The organism is Microbulbifer sp. CAU 1566 (genome assembly GCF_023156515.1).
In the GTDB taxonomy this organism is placed as follows: Bacteria; Pseudomonadota; Gammaproteobacteria; order Pseudomonadales; family Cellvibrionaceae; genus Microbulbifer.
Genome location: NZ_JALNMG010000004.1, coordinates 476,153 through 496,797 on the forward strand (window position 1 = coordinate 476,153; position 20,645 = coordinate 496,797).

Annotated in this window: 14 protein-coding genes; 8 read left to right on the forward strand and 6 right to left on the reverse strand. The window is 56.8% G+C overall.

Annotated features, from left to right (window positions below; translation table 11 throughout):
* Positions 1–24: 24 nt before the first annotated feature.
* Positions 25–1,689 (reverse strand): VRR-NUC domain-containing protein, encoded by a 1,665-nt coding sequence (locus M0G74_RS12865; protein ID WP_248217638.1) that lies wholly within the window; start codon positions 1,687–1,689, stop codon positions 25–27.
* A 203-nt stretch (positions 1,690–1,892) separates the two neighbouring features.
* On the opposite strand from M0G74_RS12865, the gene M0G74_RS12870 reads away from it, so the two are divergent.
* The gene (locus M0G74_RS12870; RefSeq protein WP_248217639.1) at positions 1,893–3,635 is read left to right on the forward strand and encodes a VWA domain-containing protein; all 1,743 of its coding nucleotides are present in this window, start codon (positions 1,893–1,895) and stop codon (positions 3,633–3,635) included.
* A 70-nt stretch (positions 3,636–3,705) separates the two neighbouring features.
* Positions 3,706–4,734, forward strand: a complete 1,029-nt coding sequence (locus M0G74_RS12875) for a zinc-binding dehydrogenase (protein WP_248217640.1) — start codon at positions 3,706–3,708, stop codon at positions 4,732–4,734.
* Positions 4,735–4,744: 10 nt separating this feature from the next.
* Here M0G74_RS12875 and M0G74_RS12880 read toward each other — a convergent pair whose 3' ends face one another.
* The 4 genes from M0G74_RS12880 to M0G74_RS12895 form a co-directional block, all read right to left on the reverse strand.
* Positions 4,745–6,121, reverse strand: coding sequence for a C13 family peptidase (locus M0G74_RS12880; RefSeq protein WP_248217641.1), 1,377 nt, complete (start codon positions 6,119–6,121; stop codon positions 4,745–4,747).
* Between the two features lie 86 nt (positions 6,122–6,207).
* Entirely contained in the window at positions 6,208–6,834 is a 627-nt protein-coding gene (locus M0G74_RS12885; RefSeq protein WP_248217642.1) for a CAP domain-containing protein, read from the reverse strand.
* A gap of 246 nt (positions 6,835–7,080) precedes the next feature.
* Positions 7,081–7,785, reverse strand: a complete 705-nt coding sequence (gene mtgA, locus M0G74_RS12890) for a monofunctional biosynthetic peptidoglycan transglycosylase (protein ID WP_248217645.1) — start codon at positions 7,783–7,785, stop codon at positions 7,081–7,083.
* A gap of 154 nt (positions 7,786–7,939) precedes the next feature.
* Positions 7,940–10,066 (reverse strand): hypothetical protein, encoded by a 2,127-nt coding sequence (locus tag M0G74_RS12895; protein ID WP_248217647.1) that lies wholly within the window; start codon positions 10,064–10,066, stop codon positions 7,940–7,942.
* Between the two features lie 459 nt (positions 10,067–10,525).
* Here M0G74_RS12895 and katG point away from each other — a divergent pair, with 459 nt between their 5' ends.
* Both katG and M0G74_RS12905 read left to right on the forward strand, forming a co-directional pair.
* A complete protein-coding gene (gene katG / locus M0G74_RS12900) occupies positions 10,526–12,700 on the forward strand; it encodes a catalase/peroxidase HPI (protein ID WP_248217649.1) in 2,175 nt (724 codons plus the stop codon).
* A 55-nt stretch (positions 12,701–12,755) separates the two neighbouring features.
* Complete coding sequence (locus tag M0G74_RS12905; RefSeq protein WP_248217652.1) at positions 12,756–13,814, forward strand: AraC family transcriptional regulator; 1,059 nt, start codon at positions 12,756–12,758, stop codon at positions 13,812–13,814.
* Position 13,815: 1 nt separating this feature from the next.
* On the opposite strand, the gene M0G74_RS12910 is transcribed toward M0G74_RS12905, so the two are convergent.
* Positions 13,816–15,573 carry a carboxypeptidase regulatory-like domain-containing protein gene (locus M0G74_RS12910; RefSeq protein WP_248217653.1) on the reverse strand — a complete coding sequence of 586 codons (1,758 nt, stop codon included), beginning with the start codon at positions 15,571–15,573 and terminating at the stop codon, positions 13,816–13,818.
* 333 nt (positions 15,574–15,906) lie between these two features.
* Between M0G74_RS12910 and M0G74_RS12915 the strand changes: the two genes are divergently transcribed.
* The 4 genes from M0G74_RS12915 to M0G74_RS12930 all read left to right on the forward strand — a co-directional run bounded on the left by M0G74_RS12915 (position 15,907) and on the right by M0G74_RS12930 (position 20,028).
* Positions 15,907–16,692, forward strand: a complete 786-nt coding sequence (locus tag M0G74_RS12915) for an SDR family NAD(P)-dependent oxidoreductase (RefSeq protein WP_248217655.1) — start codon at positions 15,907–15,909, stop codon at positions 16,690–16,692.
* Positions 16,693–16,738: 46 nt separating this feature from the next.
* Positions 16,739–17,728, forward strand: coding sequence for an NADP-dependent oxidoreductase (locus tag M0G74_RS12920; protein WP_248217657.1), 990 nt, complete (start codon positions 16,739–16,741; stop codon positions 17,726–17,728).
* Positions 17,729–18,151: 423 nt separating this feature from the next.
* Complete coding sequence (locus M0G74_RS12925) at positions 18,152–19,183, forward strand: DUF2971 domain-containing protein (RefSeq protein WP_248217659.1); 1,032 nt, start codon at positions 18,152–18,154, stop codon at positions 19,181–19,183.
* 107 nt (positions 19,184–19,290) lie between these two features.
* Positions 19,291–20,028 carry a hypothetical protein gene (locus M0G74_RS12930; RefSeq protein WP_248217661.1) on the forward strand — a complete coding sequence of 246 codons (738 nt, stop codon included), beginning with the start codon at positions 19,291–19,293 and terminating at the stop codon, positions 20,026–20,028.
* Positions 20,029–20,645: the final 617 nt, after the last annotated feature.

Consider the following 20,645-nt stretch of genomic DNA (forward strand, 5'->3'; position numbering starts at 1 on the left):
CCCTCAAGGCTGTTTTCATCCCGCTCAAGGCTGCCACTCGACATGCAGCACCCGGTGGGGGATCTGGTGTTGGGCGAAGTAGGCCAGCCAGCGCTGCTGGTTCTGTTGCAGGCGGTCACCGGGACCTTTTACCTCCACCAGCTCGTAGCCACCCTCCGCCGGGAACAGAATCAGGTCGGGGAGGCCGTTGCGGTGGTGGGTGACATCACTCAGCAGGCGCCGGAACAGCGCCCGCCAGTGATCCGGCGGGATACGTTCCAGGGCCAGGGCCAGCAGGGGTTCCGGCAATGCGTCCCAGGCCACCAGCGGGTTGGCGATACCCTGCTTTTCGCGAAAGTGCCGCCATATGTGCTTGTGGAACTGGCCGCTGTCCAGTTCTGCCAGGCGCTGTTCGAAGGCGGCGCGGCGCTGCGGATAAAAATCGGCGGTGCGGAAATCGCTCGGCGCCACCTGAAACGGATTGAAGAAAGCCCCGGCTACCGGCGCAAACACGATGTCCCATACGGCGAGGCCGAGCACGCCGTTAAACAGGGTGTTTTCCACATAAAAGCACTGGTCGTGAGAACCGGGCGGTGCAAGGTGGTTGGCCGCGAGTATTTCCACCCGCTCCTGGGCAGGTGCGAGCACCGCGGTTTCCGTCACCGCTTGGTGTCGTTTCGGTGCAGGCCAGGTTTCGGCGTCATCCGTCTTCTTCGCCGTGCGATGGCCGAAACTCAGGGCAAACTCGCGCTCGGCTTCATTGTACGGGTTGGCGAGAATTTCTGAACACAGTGCCAGTGCGCTCGCGGTATCACCGCTGGTCACCGCGATCCGCGCGCGGCGTTCGCGCGCCGGCGGGCGGTTACAGCGGCGGTACAGCTGATCCGCGGCCTGCAATGCTTCGAGTCGCTCCAGCTGGCGTGCCAGGTTCAGGCGCAGGCGATCCAGACGCCGGTCCAGTGTGCTGTCGCCTTCGAACACTGTGGGCAGCCGTGAGGCCAGCGCATGGATGGCGTCTGCATCGGCGGCCAGCGCGAACTCGGCCTCCGCCGCGCAGTCGTAATAGTGCAGGTGCTGTTCGATCTGCGCGCGACTCCGGAATGGCAGCTGTTCCCGCTCCAGCGGATAGTTTTCATAGCGGAACAGGCCCAGGTCCCGCAGGACATAGTCCGTCAGGTCCTGATTCAGGTTGCCGAAAAACAGCAGTTTGAAGGTTTGGAAGTGCTCCGCCGCCTGTACCGCCAGCCACGGACCCTCGTTTTCGAGCGCGCGCAGCAACAGTGCGCCATCCTGTTCGAGCAGCGCCTGTTCCAGGGCCGGGCGTTTCAGGGATTTCGGCAGCGGCTCGGGGCTGTGGTCTAGAAGCTCGCCCTTGGTAAACAGCGGCAGAAGCTCTTCTATCGGCAGGGACGGGTTGCGCTGCAACAGGCCGGTCGCAACCAGCGTGTCTGCGGCGGCAGGGAGATCAGCGATTTCGGCATAGGCGAATTTGCCCTGCCGGAACAGGGCGCCGGCCGAGGAGGGGACCCCCTTGCGTGACAGCAGGCGCACGTACAGCCGCTGGCTGTCGGTCGCCAGTGCGCAAAACTGGTTGTGGAAGCGCCGCTCGCCGTCCGATAACAGGTGTTCATAGCGCGCTACCACAAAGTCCAGTAGTGACTGGAAGTTGCTGAGGTAGTAATCCGGTGCCAGTTCGACGGGATCGGCCATGGGGAGATTCAAGTGTCTGGGGGTGTAATCCTGAGGGGGCGGTGCGCGCGCCCGATGCTGTATGGTTATACAGGAATGGAGTAACGCAAACAAACCCGTGCGCGACCGCCGGGCCATGGGAACTGGCAAATGCCGACCGCTGCTGTAAAACTCTTATCAGTGCCGAAAACAATAACGCATAGATAACGTATAGAAGGACCTATATGACTCGCTTCCCGATCCTACCCACTTTGCTGTGCGGCGCACTGGCGATGGTGCTGTCCGGTTGCTCCTCCTCCGATCCTGAAGAATCCTCCAGTGACGACAGTGCCGCGCAATCGAAGGAATACACCGTTCACGAGATTCAGGTCGAGCCGGCGACCAGCGCCGATATCCTGCCGATGGAGCGGCTCCAGCGCCCGCAGCCGAGCGCCGAGCTCAAGAAGCGGAGCCCTGAAACCCGCGGGCTGGCGGCGTTTGCCGTGCAGCAACCGCAGCAACTCCACCAACCGCAGCAAGAAAAATACCAGGAGCTGGAACCCCGTCAGGTAAAACTGGTGCGTGAGGACCCGGTCTCCACCTTTGCTCTCGATGTAGACACTGGCGGTTACAGTAATGTGCGCCGCTTCCTCAACAACGGACAGCTGCCGCCGAAGGGTGCGGTGCGTCTCGAAGAGCTGATCAATTACTTCAACTACGACTTTGCCGGAAGCACAACCACACCCGCCAGTGACGATGACTTTGCGGTGCACTTCGATCTCTCGCGCGCGCCCTGGGATACAGAGCGCACCCTGTTTTCCATCGGCGTGAAGGCGAGGGAACTGCCGATGGATGAGGTACCGCCGGTCAATCTGGTGTTCCTGATCGATACCTCCGGCTCCATGGCCCAGCACAACAAACTGCCGTTGTTGCAGCAGGCCTATCGGTTGCTGGCCAAACAGCTGCGCGCGGAGGATTCGGTGAGTATCGTTACCTACGCCGGCAGCGCAGGATTAGTACTGGAGCCCACCGCCGGCGACCAGAAAACCAAGATCCTGCAGGCGATCGACCGGCTTCAGGCCGGTGGGTCCACCAACGGCGCCGGCGGCATAGAGCTCGCTTATGCGGTCGCGCAGCAGGCGTTCAAGAAAGAAGGCGTCAACCGGATCCTGCTGGCCACCGATGGCGATTTCAATGTGGGCATCAGCGATGTGGAAACCCTCAAGCAGCGCATCGAGCGCGGGCGTAAAAGCGGTGTGCAGTTCAGTGCGCTGGGGTTCGGTATGGGCAACTACCGCGAGGAAATCGTCGAGCAGCTGACCAATGTGGGCGACGGCAGCTATGCCTACATCGATACCATCTTCGAGGCCAACCGGGTGCTGGTGGAACAGCTCTCAGGAACACTGTTCACCATCGCCAAAGATGCCAAGGTGCAGGTGGAATTCAATCCCGCGCGCGTTGTGGAATACCGCCTGCTCGGCTATGAGAACCGCCGCCTCAATCGCGAGGACTTTAACAACGATGCAAAAGACTCAGGTGATATCGGCGCGGGCCACTCGGTGGTAGCGCTGTACGAGCTGACCCTGGTTGGTGATACCCCGCGGGTCGATCCGTTGCGTTACGGTGATGACAAAGACGGTGAGAATGTGACGACGGCAAAAAGCAACGAACTGGCGACAGTAAAAGTGCGCTACAAAAAGCCGGGAGAAGCAGACAGCACCCTCAAACAGTGGCCCCTGGCGCCCCAGGTAAAATCGTTTGAAGATACCCAGCAGGATCTGCAATTCGCCACCGCGGTGGCGGGCTTCGGACTGTTGCTGCGCAGCGAACCCCTGAGCGATTTCGATTACGAGGATGTAGTGGCACTTGCGCAACTCGCACGTGGCAAAGACGTCAGTGGTGATCGGGCCGAATTCGTGTGCCTGGTAAAAACTGCCGGCGCGCTGGCCAGTGCCCAGGCCACACCGGTAGCCGTGCAGCCGGATTAATCCGGGCTGGCCCAGCCCGCGGGCTAGCGGTAGGCTGCATTTCTTTATCGCTTCGAGAGAGATGCAGTCGATGCCCGAAACCTGTCACGTCTGGCGCACGCAAAAGGCGGGCGCCATCAGCAACCTGAAGCTGATGGAAGAGCCACTTCCATCTCTGGCCTCAGATCAGATCCGCGTATCGGTAAAATCCGTTGGCCTGAACTTCGCCGATATCTTCGCACTCACCGGCCTCTATTCTGCAACACCCGAAGGCAGTTTTATTCCCGGGCTGGAGTTTGCCGGTGTGGTTACTGCGCTGGGTGAAAACGCGCAAACGGATTTGCAGGTGGGAGACCGGATCTACGGCTGTACCCGTTTCGGCGGCTACGTCACGGTGGTGGATGTGCCGCCGCAACACTGCCGGAAAATTCCCGCGCACTGGAGTTTTGCTGAGGGTGCGGCGTTTCCCGCACAGAGTCTCACCGCCTACTACGCCCTCGATACCCTCGCGGCGGTAAAGCCCGGGCAGGTGGTACTAATCCAGAGCGCCGCCGGTGGTGTGGGGCTGCAGGCCATGCGCATGGCCGCGCAGATGGGTGCTATCCCGATCGGTACCGTCGGTTCCGAAAGCAAGCGCGCCTTTCTCGCCGGGCAGGGGTTTGCTGACATCATCATTCGCGGTGACAACTTCGACGAGCAACTGCATGCGCAACTGAACGGTCGACCACTGCATCTAGTGCTCGACGGCATTGGCGGAACAATCCAGCAACAATCCTTCGCCGCCCTCGCGCCCACCGGTCGTCTGGTGGTTTTCGGCGCTGCGGAATTTACTCCCGGTGACAGGCCCAACTGGCTGAAAGCGGCCTGGTTGTACCTGAAGCGCCCGCGCTACGATGTGATGGATATGATCAGCAGCAACAAATCGGTGCTGGCATTCAATCTGATCTGGCTGTGGCAGGAGCAGGCGCTGTTCGAGGAATTATTAAACGGTTGCGCCGGCTTGGGTTTGCCGGCGCCCCATGTCGGTCATGAGTTTCCATTTGCGCAGGCCCATGACGCGCTGGCGCTGCTGCGCAGCGGACAATCCGTCGGCAAGGTGGTGCTTAACGTCGAGACCTAGATGTCGAGACCTAGTGTCGCGCGTTAGCCGGAGTCTGCCACCAGGCCAAAAACGCATTGCCAATGGCCACTTGCGGCAGTGAATGGGCATTTTCCTCAATGCCCTGGTCTTTCTCCATTTCGGTAACCCGCCGGTTCGCGGCCGCGAACCAGGCTGCGGGATCATCAACACCCACACCCAGCGCCTCGCCATAAAGGGCGGCGCTGAACCAGGTACGCTCGGAATCGTTGCTGCAACCGAACGAGGTGCGGTCTTTTGCCGCCGAGGTGAATACCGTGCGATTGGGATTTGCCAGCGCCTGCTGCCAGTGTCCCGAATAACAGGCGGAGACAATCACCCACTGGTGTTGTGCCTTGAGTGCGTCGAGCCATTGTTTGCCATCCGCCACGGAAAGGTCGTTCAGCGGTAGACCCACATCCGCAAGATACAGGCTGCCATTGGCATCGCCGTGGCTGACAAAATGCACCAGCAGAAGATCCTCTTCCGCGTCCATCACCGCATCCAGCGCCTGCAGGCTTTTCCGGACACTGGTGCGGGTAGCGAGCGGCAGGGTGTCACTGCCATTGCTCAGGCGTATCTGGCGCCGCTCCATATCCAGCGTCGTACCCAGTCTCTCCGCCACCCAGTTGACCTCTCTTTCGAATACGCCCTGGGTGCCGTCGCCGCCCACAATCAGTGTGTACACATCCCGCACACCGGGTCGCTGCCGCGCGAGTTGCGAGAGCGCCGATTGCAAGCGTTCGCCTTCGCTGTACAGGCGGGACTCCAGGGCGCTCTGTGATTCCGTCTCGCCTCGCTGCCAGGCGGCTTCGCTCGCGTAGTACTGATCGTTGACGAAGAAACCGGGATCTTCCCGCAGCTCGCCGTCAGCTGTGGTAAAGGAGCGGACGCCTTCACCATTTGCCTGGCCATTTTCGAAGTGGGCACGGATGGTGACGCCTTCGGCGTAGGTGAGTGCGCCCTCGCCGTGCGGTTGGTAATCCTGCAATTCCCCGGTATAGCGACCAAATCCTTCCCAGGTGATGGTTCCTCTTGCCAGGTTGCCCTGCTGGAAATTACCTTCCCAGGAAGTTTCGTCACAGGCGTAGCGGCCATTGCCATGGAAGTCGCCGTTGGCAAATTCACCCTCGTAAACACAGCCATCGGCGTAAGTGAATTTGCCGTGCCCACCCAGCATGCCGTGTTCAAAACCGCCCAGGTAGTGGCGGCCATCGGGCCACTGTAATTCCCCTTCGCCGTGGAAGAGCCCATCCTGAAACTCCCCGCGGTAAACCGAACCGTCTGGCAGCGCGGTATCCCCGCCAAATTGGGCGGCCTTGCAGGCGGCCAGCAACAGCGCAAGTGCGGGGAGGGCGATACCAGCAGCAATACTAAGTGGGCGCTTCATTGGAGGAGTCCGGCTTTTGTCGTTGTACCGAGTGTTGTCCCAGTGAGACTATCAAAATTATCAAATTATGACTGGTGCGGCCGGGGCTATTTTTTGATGCGGTAGGGCACCACACCCTGGATATTGCCGCCGGGTGCGTAGTTACAGGTGACGATGGTTTTATAGCGGCCTTTGTCACAGCGGTATACACCGCAGCCCACCGCGCGGGATACCTTCTTGCCGTTTTCAATGGTGTCGATGGTATTCCAGATCAACTGGCTGTAATGCCCGGTCTTCATCACCTTGAACGGCTGGTAGCGATAATCCTGCGCTTCCGCGGCCCAGGCAGCCACCGCCTGGGCCAGGGCATCGGTATTGGAGAGCTGGGCGCTGTGGAAAAAAAGGTTTTCCCCAACCCAGGGGTGGGCGGGGTTGCCGCCGTTGGCGAGGAAGTGCGCACGGCGCTGGCTGTTGTGGCCGCGCCGCGCATTGCATTGGGCTGCCGACCAGTTGTAGGCGGTGCGCGCCAGTGCCGGATCGTGGACCAGCATGGCTACCGGCGGGTTCGGTTTGGGACTGTTGGGGAGACGACCGGCGTTCAGGTCTTTGCGCACCTGATTGTGCAGTTCGAGTGCCAGGCAGTCGTCGGCCTGTCCGCAATCCGCGGTGGCGGGAGCCGCGGGACTCGCAAGCGCAATCAACAGCGAAAAAAAAGTCACAGTGGGTTGAGTCACACATTTCCCCGGTGGACAGACGGCGATACAGACTGCTCCATTCTATTGCCAGATATCGGTGATTCCATATCGACGTGACGGAGTGTATCCGCGGTACCAAAGCCAACCTAAATATGACGCAATTTCGACCGCCCCGAACCGGCAGGCGGGGTTGCTTGGCTGCGGCAGGATATCCAGTAGATATTCACAGGTCTGTCCCGAGAAGCTGTGGGCAAATAAGGTGTGGATAACTGTTGCCCACAGAAGTTACAGGGACTTCAAATAACCGGTGCCGCCCAGCTGTCGTATTTGACGATTAATTGTCGATGCCCGGCTCTGTACATACGCCGAGGGCCGTCCGGCGGACATGCGCTTGGGGCTCGGTAGAACCGCGGCCAGCAGCCCCGATTGCCAGCGGCTCAAATGCTGCGCCGACGAGCCAAAGTGGTGACGTGCGGCAGCCTCGGCACCGTAAACGCCCTCGCCAAACTCGGCGATATTCAAATAGACCTCCAGAATCCGCTCTTTCGACCAAAGCGTTTCCATCAACAGGGTAAACCAGGCTTCCAACCCCTTGCGCAGATAACTGCGTCCGTTCCACAAAAACAGGTTTTTTGCGGTCTGCTGGGTAATGGTGCTGGCACCGCGTGTGCGTTTGCGGTTTTCTGTGAGGGCTTTTTGCAGGGAGTCAAGATCGAAGCCGTAATGGTGTGGGAACTTCTGGTCTTCCGCAGCGATGACGGCCATCTGCAAGTTTGGCGAGATCTTATTGATTGGCTGCCAGCTATGTCGCGCAAACTGGCCGCTGTCCTGTTGCCAGTGCTGCATAACCATGGATGAGGGGGGATCGATCCAGCGCAGGGCGAGCACCAGCAGCACCGACAGGGTTACCGCTGCCACCGCGAGCAGTAGCGTGTATCTGGCGATTCGCTTGCAGTGGCGGGCCATCGTGCGTGTGTTGGGGGGAATCATTGGCAATCGAAGGGAATCTGAAAATTTCTTCGCCAAATTCTAATGGTCGGGGCCAATTCCCGTCATACGACCAATTCAACTTTTCTGCTATTCCCGAAAAAAAGGCCGACCTGTAAGTCAGGTCGGCCTCCGGTTTACGCTGTTCGGTCAAACACTAGAGCGTTTTCAGATATTCAATAATGGCTAAACGCTCGTGATCGGTCAGCACACTATTGAACTCGTGACCTTCGTTACCGTGACTGAACAACAGCGTGTTATAGATCTTGCGATCTTCCATCTGCTTCATGGTCAGTGTCGGCGGGAACATGATGTTCCAGGTCAGGATCAGGTTGCCGAAGATATCGTCGAGAATTTCCTGTGCCAGCGGCGTCTGGTGTTTGTCATTCGGATCACAGGTGCGGAAGGGCGAAACCGACGGGTTCCAGAAGGAGCGCCATTCGCAATCGATGGCGTCGTATTTCCAGCCCATTTTGGTTTCGTCGTAGGCGGTATCCAGTTTGGTGTCGTACCCCATCAGCACATTGCCATTGTTGTACCAGGGATTGGACAGCTTCTCGTTGGACACGCGGCGCCACAGTGGCTCACGGTCCTCGGGCTTGAGGATTTCCCACACGTTAGGAATCGAGCCGTTGTGCATATAGGGGGCACTGGCCCAGACCCCGTAGAGCGGTGGTGCCAGGTAACCCAGCTCGCGATCACCGCGCAAGCGCTCCTGGTTTTGCGGCCCGCAATCTTGATCCGTGCCCTTGGTGGGAGGATAGCCGAAGAAGTTTACCGAGCCGGCGCGCTGCATACCTTCGTTGTTGGTTTCCCAGCGCACTGAGTCGGTACCGATGATTTCCTGTGGCACGATATACGAGGCCATGCCCTCCAGCAGTGGGCTGGCGAGGAATTCGGGGTCGTTTACGTAGCGTGGTGCATAAGCGCCATGACAGCCAGCACAACTGCCATTGCCCTCCGGGCGGCGAACCGGGTTGTTGCGCTCTTCCGCCCACATATCCAGCTCGTGGAACAGCTCCGCGCCTTCCTCCGCAAGTGCGGTATCGATGTCACCGGGATACTTGGGTGCCTTGAGGGTTTCAATCCAGGCATTGATGGGTGGGCCATTGTCGCGCATGTATTTCTGGCCGGCGTCACTCAGTGGGCCGAGTACTTCACCGAACAGACCGAAGAAGGGGGTATAGAAAACCTGGTCGATACGCGGTGCATCGGCGGGGAACATACCATCCACAAATTTCAGTGGGCGGTGCCCCAGGTTCCACCAGGCGGGTGTATCCATACTGGCAGTGGAGCCGGAGGTGATCAGGTCCACCGCATCTCTCGCCGAATAAAGCCCCTGATCCGGAAAAATAAACGCGAGGTTCACATCGCTGGCATTGTTGGTGCCGCGGGTGTGGTTGAGGTTGGCGAGCGTGGCCACGGAAGCCAGGTAGCCCTGGGGCAGTCCATCGCGCAGGAACAGGTCCAGGTCCGCCAGCGAGCTGCCACCACCCAGTGTGGGTTTGCCATCCACCGCGCCGCTGTGACAGGCGTGGCAGGTTACGCCGATGCGGCCGGTCCAGGTGCCATCGGGATAGCGCATCTGGGTAAACATCAACGGCAGCTGGCCGGAACCGCCATCAGTCAGGTTCGGGTTTTCGCCCTTGAGCGGGTAGGGGTTGCGCTCTTCCGGAAGTACGGAACCGTAGCGCTCTGCCAGCAGCTGATCGAAATTTTTTGGCTTGGACGTGTAGCCGCCCCAGGATTTCCACAGGTCGTTGTACTGACTTGGCAGCAATGTGGAAATACCCAGTGCCGCTTCGATGGTATAGGGATCGGTACCTGCAAATAGTGCGCCGACGCCAGGCGAACCACCGGTTAACAGTCGTCCACCGTGATCAAAACGCTCGCGCAATTCGCCGCAACTTTTTGCTGCACCCACTTCACGTACCGCCTCCGGATCTACGTGGCAGTCTTTGTAATACGCATTGAAGTGCACTGCGCGCCCGTCGCTGATGCCTTGCTGAACCAGCGCGCGCGGGTCCTGCGGCAATTCGGTTTCATCCGGCTTGCCGTAACAGAAATCCCACACCGCCCAGCCGCCATTGCTGCTGCCGAGCAGTGCATTGGGGTCGTAATCTGCGGGCCGGTTGTACACACCGTGGGGTGTGGATGAGGCACTGGGATCGTAGTAGGGGTCTTCGTAACCGGAGTCGGTTTCCGTATAGGCGAAAGCCTCGGTTGTGTTTAAGGAAGAAAGCGTTGCGAATGTGAATGCAGCGGTCGTAAGCAGACTGCTCAATGAATTTTTTCCGCGCATTGTTCGCGGTTGTCTTATTTGTTGTTTGACTTCCAACATGGCATTAGGCGCTCCTTGGTCATCGCTAGGAAAGTGGCAGGCCTACTGCGGATTACGGGTTCTGCCGTTTGGGAAACTGCAGGTTGCTTCGCAGTCGTTGCGGAACTTGATGCAGATGTATTTATTTTTTTTAAATAGATCGGCAGGGTAGGGAGAATGCGCGGGATTGGAATCGTCGGAATGGACGAATTGCGCGATTAAGGTGCGCTGAGTTACGCATTTGCGCGTTTGATTTTTGTGCAGTTTCCGCGATGGCAGGAATTTCTGGCGCAGAACTGCTCGGCACTCTTCCGGTTTCGCCGCAGGATGGGGTGGGAGGTGTTATAGAAAGGTGGGCTCGAATAAAACCTGGCCTTTCATTGCCAGATTGCGCATATCTCAACACACAGAAGGACTCACACCATGACGGGAAGCACATCAAATCCTGCCGGCCAGTGCCCGGTTGTACACGGTGGCGCGACAGAATGTGGCACCTCGGTCATGGAGTGGTGGCCCAAGGCCCTGAACCTCGACATCCTGCACCAGCACGACACCAAGACGAATCCACTGGGGGCTGACTTCGACTACCGGGAAGCCGTCAAAAAGCTCGACTTCGATGCACTCAAGAAAGACCTGCACGCGCTGATGACCGACAGCCAGGAGTGGTGGCCAGCCGACTGGGGGCATTACGGCGGCCTGATGATCCGCATGACCTGGCACGCCGCCGGCTCCTACCGTATCGCCGACGGCCGCGGTGGTGCCGGCACCGGCAACCTGCGTTTCGCCCCCCTGAACTCCTGGCCGGACAACGGCAACCTCGACAAGGCGCGCCGCCTGTTGTGGCCGATCAAGAAAAAATACGGCAACCAACTGAGCTGGGCCGACCTGATCGCCTATGCCGGCACCATTGCGTATGAATCCATGGGCTTGAAGACCTTCGGCTTTGGCTTCGGGCGCGAGGATATCTGGGGGCCGGAAATCGATACTTACTGGGGGTCGGAAAAGGAGTGGTTGGCACCCACCGGCAGTGAGGGTAGCCGCTACTCCGGTGAGCGCGACCTGGAAAACCCGCTGGCCGCGGTGATGATGGGGCTGATCTATGTGAACCCGGAAGGGGTAGACGGCAACCCGGATCCCCTCAAAACCGCAGCCGACGTGCGCGTGACCTTTGCCCGCATGGCCATGGATGACGAGGAAACCGTGGCCCTCACCGCCGGTGGCCACACGGTCGGTAAAACCCACGGAAACGGCGACGCCGCACTGCTCGGTCCCGAGCCGGAAGCGGGGGAACTGGAAGACCAGGGCTTCGGCTGGTTGAACAAGAGCAAGCGCGGTGTCGGCCGCGATGCGGTGACCAGCGGCCTGGAAGGCGCCTGGACCACCCATCCAACCCAGTGGGACAGCGGCTATTTCGAGATGCTGCTCAACCACGAATGGGAGCCAAAGAAGAGCCCGGCCGGTGCCTGGCAATGGGAGCCAATTGATATCAAGGAAGAAGACAAGCCGGTGGATGTGGAGGACCCGTCCATCCGCACCACCCCGATCATGACCGACGCCGACATGGCGATGAAAATGGACCCGGAATACCGCAAGATTTCCGAGCGTTTCCATAAAGATCCCGCGGCCCTCTCCGACGCCTTCGCCCGCGCCTGGTTCAAACTGACGCACCGGGATATGGGGCCGCGCGCCCGCTACATAGGTCCCGATGTACCGCAAGAGGAATTAATCTGGCAGGACCCGGTACCCGCAGGAAATACCAACTACGACGTCGATTCTGTGAAAGCGAAGATTGCAGCCAGTGGCTTGAGTATTGGCGAAATGGTCGCCACCGCCTGGGACAGCGCGCGCACCTACCGCGGCTCGGATAAGCGCGGTGGCGCCAATGGCGCGCGCCTCCGCCTGGCACCGCAGAAAGACTGGCCGGGCAATGAACCCGAGCGTTTGCGCAAGGTACTGTCGGTACTGGAGCCGATTGCGGCGGAAAGCGGCGCAAGCGTGGCGGATGTCATCGTGCTGGCGGGCAATATCGGTGTCGAACAGGCGGCCAGGGCGGCCGGCTTTGATATCGCGGTACCATTTTCTCCCGGCCGTGGCGACGCCACCGATGCCATGACCGACGTCGAAGCGTTTGAGGTACTGGAGCCGCTCCACGACGGCTACCGCAACTGGCTGAAACAGGACTATGTGGTAAAGCCGGAAGAGATGCTGCTCGACCGCACCCAGCTGCTGGGGCTGACCGCCCCGGAAATGACCGTACTGGTGGGCGGCATGCGGGTGCTCGGCACCAATCATGGCGACAGCAAACACGGTGTCTTCACCGACCGCGAGGGCGCACTGACCAACGATTTCTTCGTCAATCTCACCGACATGGGCAACAGCTGGAAACCCACCGGCAAAAATTCCTATGAAATATGCGATCGCAAAACCGATCAGGTGAAGTGGACCGCAACCCGGGTGGATCTGGTGTTCGGTTCCAACTCCATCCTGCGCGCCTACGCGGAACTCTATGCACAGGATGACAGCAAGGAAAAATTTGTGCAGGATTTCGTGGCCGCTTGGGCCAAGGTGATGAACGCGGATCGATTTGATCTGGCTTGATTCCCCGAGAGCGCGAGGGCGGACATCCGTTCGGGCACACACGCTAGGGTAATCGATGGAAGAATTCTCCAGAGCCTCGTCGCTGGCACTATTTGACGAGTTCTGCCGGGTCTCTGGGCTGGATCCTCAAGTGATGCTCGGCAATGCAGGTCTTCCTGCGGATACACTGGCGAATCCCGAAAGCCTGATTTCCTACCAGCGCATGGCGCTGTTACTGGAGAACTGCGCGAGTGAATCCGGCAATCCGTTGTTCGGGCTGGAGTTCGGCCTGCACCAGGGCACCGCGGTTTTCGGCCAGCTGCTGTACCTGTTGAAAAATGCCAATACGGTGGGCGAGTCGCTGGAAGAGCTGGCCCACTACTACCACCTGCACTCCAACAGTGGTCTGGTGAAAGTAGAGGTGCACAACAAGCTCGCCATCCTCGAATACGACCCCATGTTGCGCAGTGGCATTCCCGCACGGCAGGCGATCGAACTGGCGATTGCGGTAGGGAAACGGTTACTGAAAATGCTACTGGGCAATCAGTGGCAACCGCACGCGGTCCATTTCCAGACTGCCGCGGGCGCCTCGCCGCAAACCTATGTGCGCCTGCTCGGTGCCACGCCCCACTTCAACAGCGCCAGAAATGCCTGGGTGTTTGACGCCGCATTACTGGACGCGCCTCTGAGCCATGCCGATCCCGCACTGCACGAGTTGATGCGCGCGCATATCGATCAGCTGGATGCGTTGGCCCCGAAGGAATTGCCTGCCTACGTATGCCACCTGCTGCGCAACTTCCTGCCCAATGGCAAGGTCACCATTGATTTTGTGGCGGACTACATGATGGTGAGCACGCGCTCGCTGCAGCGCATGCTGATGGAGGAGGGCACCAGTTTCCAGACCTTGCTCAACGAGACACGCCAGGCCGTGGCAACGCGCTACCTCAAAGAATCGAATATGAGCCTGACCCAGCTTTCCGGGCTGCTCGGCTATGCCGATCTGGCCAGCTTTTCCAAGGCGTTTCAGCGCTGGTTTGGGATGAGTCCGCGGCAGTGGCGGGATCAGTGTGGCAAACCCGCCGCTGCCGAGCGCGTGGCGCGACAGCAGCGGGCGCCGGGATGGCTAAAGCGATAAATCAGTTCGCGCGGTAGTCCGGGTCGATACACATCAGGACACCGGTGTATTCCTCCAGGGCCTGCACCGGAATCGGATTGTTGGACATGCACACCAGGCCGTCGTCGGTAAACGACATATCCCGGGTATAGGTGCCGCGCAGCGGTGCCGGGTAGGCGATAAAGCGCTCTTCCGCAGGTACGAAACGGTACACGTGATCGGTCATGGTCTCGTTGACCCACACATCGCCGGTATCCGGAGAAATATTCAGTGAGTAGGGGCCGGGGCGGGCGCCTTCGGCAAACTCCGGCATATCGTACACCTTCATATCCATCGATTTAGTATCGATGCGCGCAATCTGGCCGTGGGCGTAGCCGGTCTGCCACAGGATGCCGTCCGGTGCGAAGCGCAGGCGGCGCGGGCCAAATACCGGCGACTCGATTTCGGTGACTTCCAGGGTTTTCGCATCGATACGGCCGATCTTGTTACCCCACAGGCGGCTGTACCAGATGGAGCCGTCGTGGCTGTTGACCGCCACACCGTAGGTCAGCACCGCTGGCGTGATCGCCACCGGGGTCGGCGTCGGCAGGTCGATCAGGGTGACCTCCGAAGATTTCGGGTCCAGGCGCCCGACCTGTTCGGTACCCACCACGCTGAACCACAAAATACCCTCGGCATCCACGCGAATGGTATGGGGATAAACCGCAATGCCGGGCAGCGGCACGGACTTTTCCCAGGCGCCGCTGGCGGGGTTGAATACCCCGATGGAGCCGGAGAAGGAGTTGGTCACATACAGCTTGCCGTCCAGGCCTTCCGCCAGCGAGTGCGGCCCGTGTCGCACATTGATTTTATTCATCGCCGGCGGCACGCCCATCTTGGTGAACTTGCCACCCAGCGGCATGCCCTCTTCCGGCTGCGGTATAAAGCGGGTATCACCGCTTTTCAGGTCCGTCACGTAGAGGCCATCGGTAAACTGATCCACCGTGTACACCAGCCCATTTTGGGGCCCACTTTTGGAATATACGTGTGCGTCGTGGGGCACACCGGAAGCCGGCAGCTGGTATTCATAAATTTTGGTGTGTGCCAGCGCCTTGTCGACGGGGAACTGGGGGCGCATTGCCGTGGGCTTGCCATCGAAGCCCTCGGCAAAAATTTCCGCGCGGCGACGGTCTTTCTCGGTGACGTCTACCGCGCCCATATAGGCGTGCATCCGGCGCACCGATTGCTCCCAGGATTCTGCCGGGCGCACGATGCGGGTGAAGGGGTTACCCAGCTGGTGGCAGGAAAGACATTCGAGCTGGAACTTGTCGCGGGTAAAGGGCGCGTCTTTCTCGGTATCGAACGGCAGGGTATTGAAATGGTAAGAGGCTGCCAGGCTGTCGGAAATGGCCTGGTCACTCTGCAGCTTTTCGAGCTTTACCGAGTGGGTGAGCTGATCCCTGTCGCCGCCGAGCTTCACCATCTGCTGGTCGTCGGCAAAGTAGTGGCCGCGCACCCGCAGGCGCAGCTCGCCACTGAGCTGGGTGTCCATCCGATAGTCACCGTCGCCATTGGTGTAAACGGACTCTGAATGCCCCGCCTGGACATCGGTCAGGCGCACAATCGCGCCGGACACCGGCTTGCCCTTGCTATCGGTGACCTTGCCGGAAATGGTTGCGGCACCCGCGGGCAACGCCAGTGCGGCAGCCAGGCTCGCAGCCAGACTAGCAGCCAGACTAATAGTCCCGCTGCGGGAAATCCCAATACGTTTCTTCTCTCTCTTCTCTCTCTTCTCTCTCATCAGTTTTGCTCCGCCTTATTGTTATCGGATGTATGTAAACGCTTGCGGGTGATGTTAAGTCGTTACCTTGCGCAAACTTGTCATAACCCGAAGTTGATTTGTCAAAGTGCGCCAGATGTGACGGGCGGAATCCGCTTGCGAAGGGTTGCCGAAGTGCAGCTTTGGCGCCTGTTGACAAAATTTTGTCGTACTTAGGCAAGTTTTGGGAGTGATTTAGGAGGGATACTCGAACGGCTGGCGGTCAGCCAGATACCGGGCGGCCAGCGCCAATAGTTGGATGCGGCTGGGATCGGTACCAAACATTCAGTAACTAAAAATAATAATGGTGAAAAAATGATGCTAGAGAATAAAAAAGCAATTGTTACCGGTGGTGCCTCGGGCATTGGCGAGCAGATAGTGCGCCTGTTTCACGCGCAGGGCGCGGCGGTCGTGATTGCGGATATCAATCAGGAAAGCGGCAGCAAACTTGCGCAGGAACTCGGTGAGCGTGCCCACTGTGTTGCCGTCGATCTGAGCCAGCCGGAAGATATCGAACGCATGATCAGTGAATCCGTGGAGGCCCTGGGTGGCATGGATATCCTGATCAACAATGCCGGGTTCGGCACTTACGGTCGCACCCACCTGGTGGACCCGGCGGTGTGGAGCAAGATCATCGACGTCAACCTGAATGCGCTGTTCCACACCTGTCGCCACGCATTGCCACATTTGATGAAGCGCGGCGGCAGCATTATCAATACCGCGTCTATTTCCGGCGCTGTGGCTGACTACGGCTTCCACGCCTATGCCGCGGCGAAAGGTGGGGTCATCAATTACACCCGCAACCTGGCGCTGGACTATGCGCTGGACAATATCCGTGTAAACAGTGTCAGCCCCGGTCTGATCGAAACACCGCTGACCAATGTACTGACCAGCAACCCCGATGTGATCGGGGTGTTTGAACAGAATATTCCCATGAGCCGCCCGGGCAAGCCGGCAGAAGTCGCCAATGTATTTCTGTTCCTGGCGTCCGACATGTCCAGTTATGTAACCGGACAGAACATCGTCGTCGACGGGGGTATCACCGCCTGGAATGGCCAGCCGCGATACACTCAACTGTTCGGCGACGTGACTATTCCCTGATTTCTTATGCAGCAGTAACGCAAAGAGAGAAACGAAAGTGACTACCATGACCTACAAAGCCATCCAGTTGAGCAAACGCCCGTGTGGCGATATCACGCCGGACATTTTCGAAACCGTCGAGCTGGAAACCCCGACGCTGGAACAAGGCCAGTTCCTGGTCAAGCAGACCTACATGTCCCTCGACCCGGCCATGCGCACCTGGCTGAATCCTCGCGAAGACAGCTATTTGCCGCCGGTCCAGGTGGGTGAGGTGATGCGCTCCTACGGCGTTGGTGAAGTGGTTGAATCGCGTAACAGCAACTATCCGGTGGGTGCGCATGTTGTTGGCACCACCGGCTGGGCGGAATACGTGCTCGGCAACGAGGAAATGCAGGTAGTAGATGCTTCCCTCGATCCCGAAGCGTTGCTGTCCGTGTTTTATGTTACGGGCCTGACCGCCTACGTGGGGCTGATCAAGATCGGCCGCCCGCAAGCAGGGGAGACGATTCTCATCAGTGGCGCAGCGGGTTCCGTTGGCTCGCTGGTGGGCCAGATCGCCAAAGCCGAAGGCCTGCGCGTGGTCGGTACCGCCGGCAGTGACGAGAAATGTCGCTGGTTGGAAGATGAGCTGGGTTTCGACAAAGCCATCAACTACAAGTCCGACGATCTCGCCGCACAATTGGACGACGCCTGCCCGAACGGCATCGACCTGTTTTTTGAAAATACCGGCGGCCCCATTCAGCAACTGGCCTACGACCGTATGAATCGTTTCGGACGTATTCTGGTGTGCGGCATGATTTCTGAGTACAACTTCGAAAAGCCGGCGCCGGGACCTAACTGGATGGACATCAACCTGAAAGGCCTGCGGGTAGAGGGTTTCGTAGTGCCGGATCATTTGGACAAAGCACAGGAAGCGACCGAGGTACTGGCCAATTATGTGCAGAAGGGACAGATCCGTTTCCGTACTCATGTACTTGAGGGGCTGGAGAGCGCGATTGACGGCATTAATCTGCTGTTCGATGGCGGAAACCAGGGAAAGCTACTGGTTAAACTCTGAAGCGGAAACGCCCTGAGTCTTTGAATTTCAAAGCCCCGCCGATTGGCGGGGCTTTTTTATTGTCTACCAAAAAGTATGCGTAACCGACGAGCCAAGCGACCAAATAAAATCAACGTCGCCGGCGCCCATTCTTTGGTAGGAAAATGATGAGTGGCACAAACGGCAATACGCCCGGAGTCACAAGCCAAAGCCAATCATGTACCATGTATATTTCTGATGCTTGCCTATGAGGTGCCATAATCGCTGGTTGATGGAATAGAGCGGAATCTTAGATTGCGGCTATTAATTGGCACAAAATACAAAACATCAAAAGTGAATTTGGCGCCAAAAGGGGCAGGCAAGCTGCCTTCCATACTTAGGCATAATGCCTATATCTAGAGCTATTGAATAAACTGTTACACATGAAAACGAGATTCGAGATACGTGAGAGTTTTTAAATATAGAGGTGGGGATGAAGGTATATTTATTAGAGACCTCGAATCTTTAGAAAAAGATACTTTCTGGTCTCCAACTATTAATAGATTGAATGATCCATGCGAAGGATTGGTTTTTCACGAAGACATTCTAACCCAAATTGATTTGACTGCCTGGCTTCTCGGGAAAGGCAGCAAAGAAGTGGCGAATTCTGTAGAGACGGTTAAGAACTCACTAAGGGAGCTTATTGAGAAAAAAGATTCAGTAGGAATATATTCACTTAGTAAAAGCTGTACAGACGAGTTGCTATGGGCTCACTATGCAAACAGTCATGAGGGTTTTTGCATTGAGTATGAATTAGATACGTTGGTTTATTTTGGTCGAAACGATTATCAAACATTTGATGTCAAGTATAATGATAATCCGCCTAACCTTCATATCAATGATATGTTCAAAATCAATGACAAAATCAGTTTCATACAGAAGCTTATTGGCATCAAGTCGAAAAGATGGGCTTATGAAAAGGAAATAAGAGTGGTTACTTCTGTGGCCGGCCTTCAACACTATGATTACAGAGCTGTAAAAGCTATTTATTTCGGACTCCGAATGTCAGAAGTAAGAAAGCAGGAAGTAATGAAAAGGCTTTGTGGTAGAGGCATTAAATATTATCAGATTCATTTGAAAAGTAACTCATATAAATTTAGTACTGAAGCTATTGATGACCAATATCCAACTGATACGAAATATTTGTATTCGATTGCTCCTATAGCTGAATATGCGGTTTATCCAAGTACTTTAAATGAGAAATGGTCTGAATTTTCTCCTTACCTAGATAAGATGGCAGAGATTGTACGGCGTGAACCTTATTGTAATGAGGTTCAAATGGTGGAAGTGAGCCACGATAAAAGTCAGCCAGGGAAGCCTGTATTCTTTGGTCAGTATCAGAGGTCAAAATCTAGATATGAGAATATGTATCTTACTCCAGATCAAATTGATCAAAGATATTCGAGAATCACAGATCTAGGGCAAGAAAGTGTGTAACAAAGCGCTGCTAGGGACAAACCTACGCTACGCTTCGGTTTGCCCCAGAGCGCGGCGTTAACCTACCGAGTTACCCACAAAAAGTAGACACCCTGTATAAGTACAATATGAATGACGAAAAACGATTCGAACTGTATGAAAAGCTGTACTTTCACGAAGTGGAGGCTCGGGAAAAGATATCGTCACGCCTACAGATTCCCTTAGCTCTACTCTTGTCTATAACCAGTGTTTATGCATTGTTGGTCAAAGGTGTTTCTTTCGAAAATGGCAGTTTTTGGAACCTTTGCTTTGGTGGTGTGTTTTTGATTAGCTTAGGATTCTTCATCACTAGTCTCTCGTATTTTGTCAGGTCGTTTTACGGACACACTTACGAATTTATTCCTTCTGCATTAACAACAGAAAACTATCGGAATCAACTAATTGAGACTTACAGTGCCTATAGTGAATGCGACGAGTTGGTAAAAAGGCACTTTAATGATTACTTGTTTAGGTACTACAACGAATGCTCCTCTGCGAATACAGCTGTTAATGACAAACGATCAGAGTTTCTTCATAAGTGCAATACATACCTAATTTTAACTGCGTTACCACTGGCCACAGCGTTTCTAATTTTTACCCTTTCGGGAATTGATAAAAACACCATCGAAAAAGAGTATAAGGTACAAATATCGAAGCCTATCGAATTAAATAGCCATAAATCCCCACTAAAAATAAATGGGAATTTTGATGTTACAACTTTGGAAGTAGATTTTTCTGCTGATCTTAAGGAGCTTCTCAATGAGCGAAAAGCCAAAACCTTCAACGCCACCGCCACCGCCGACACCACCACCAAAGAGAATCCTTAGAGAGGATGTACAGCCAGGTAAATCCAAACCTCAAAAATAGTAAGGAGTAATTCCATGTCAAAAGACAAACCAGCACCGCCACCGCCGCCAGAGCCACCACCGGTAAGGCTAGTGAAAGATAGCACTGGCGGTAAAGGTAAAGGGAATTAGGCCATACAAGCGCAGGCAGAGGGGCGCCCTACGCGGTGCACATTTTGTGCGGTCGCTGCGCTCCAATAATTACACAAAATGTACACCGCGTAGGGCGCCCCTGTTGCGGGCGTTATCTGACAGTGTTACCCACAGAAAGTAGACACCCTGTATAGTTAGGTTTCGGCCTAACACGGAGGTGTATCATAGGTAAGAAGAAGGTTGCGGCATATACGGAGGAGTTCCGCCGGGAGGCGGTTCGTCGTAGCGATCAGGAGGGCGTAACTGCCGCTGAGGTCGCGCGTGAGCTTGGGATTCATCCGGGCCAGATCTACAACTGGCGGAGGCAGTTCCACCGTCTCTCTGATAAACAATTCAATTCTCTGGATGGGGTAGATTATTCCAAGAAAGAGAGCGAGACGGAGCGCAAGCTGAGACGCGAGAATGAAACGCTCCGGAAAGAGGTCGAGTTTCTAAAAAAGGCGACG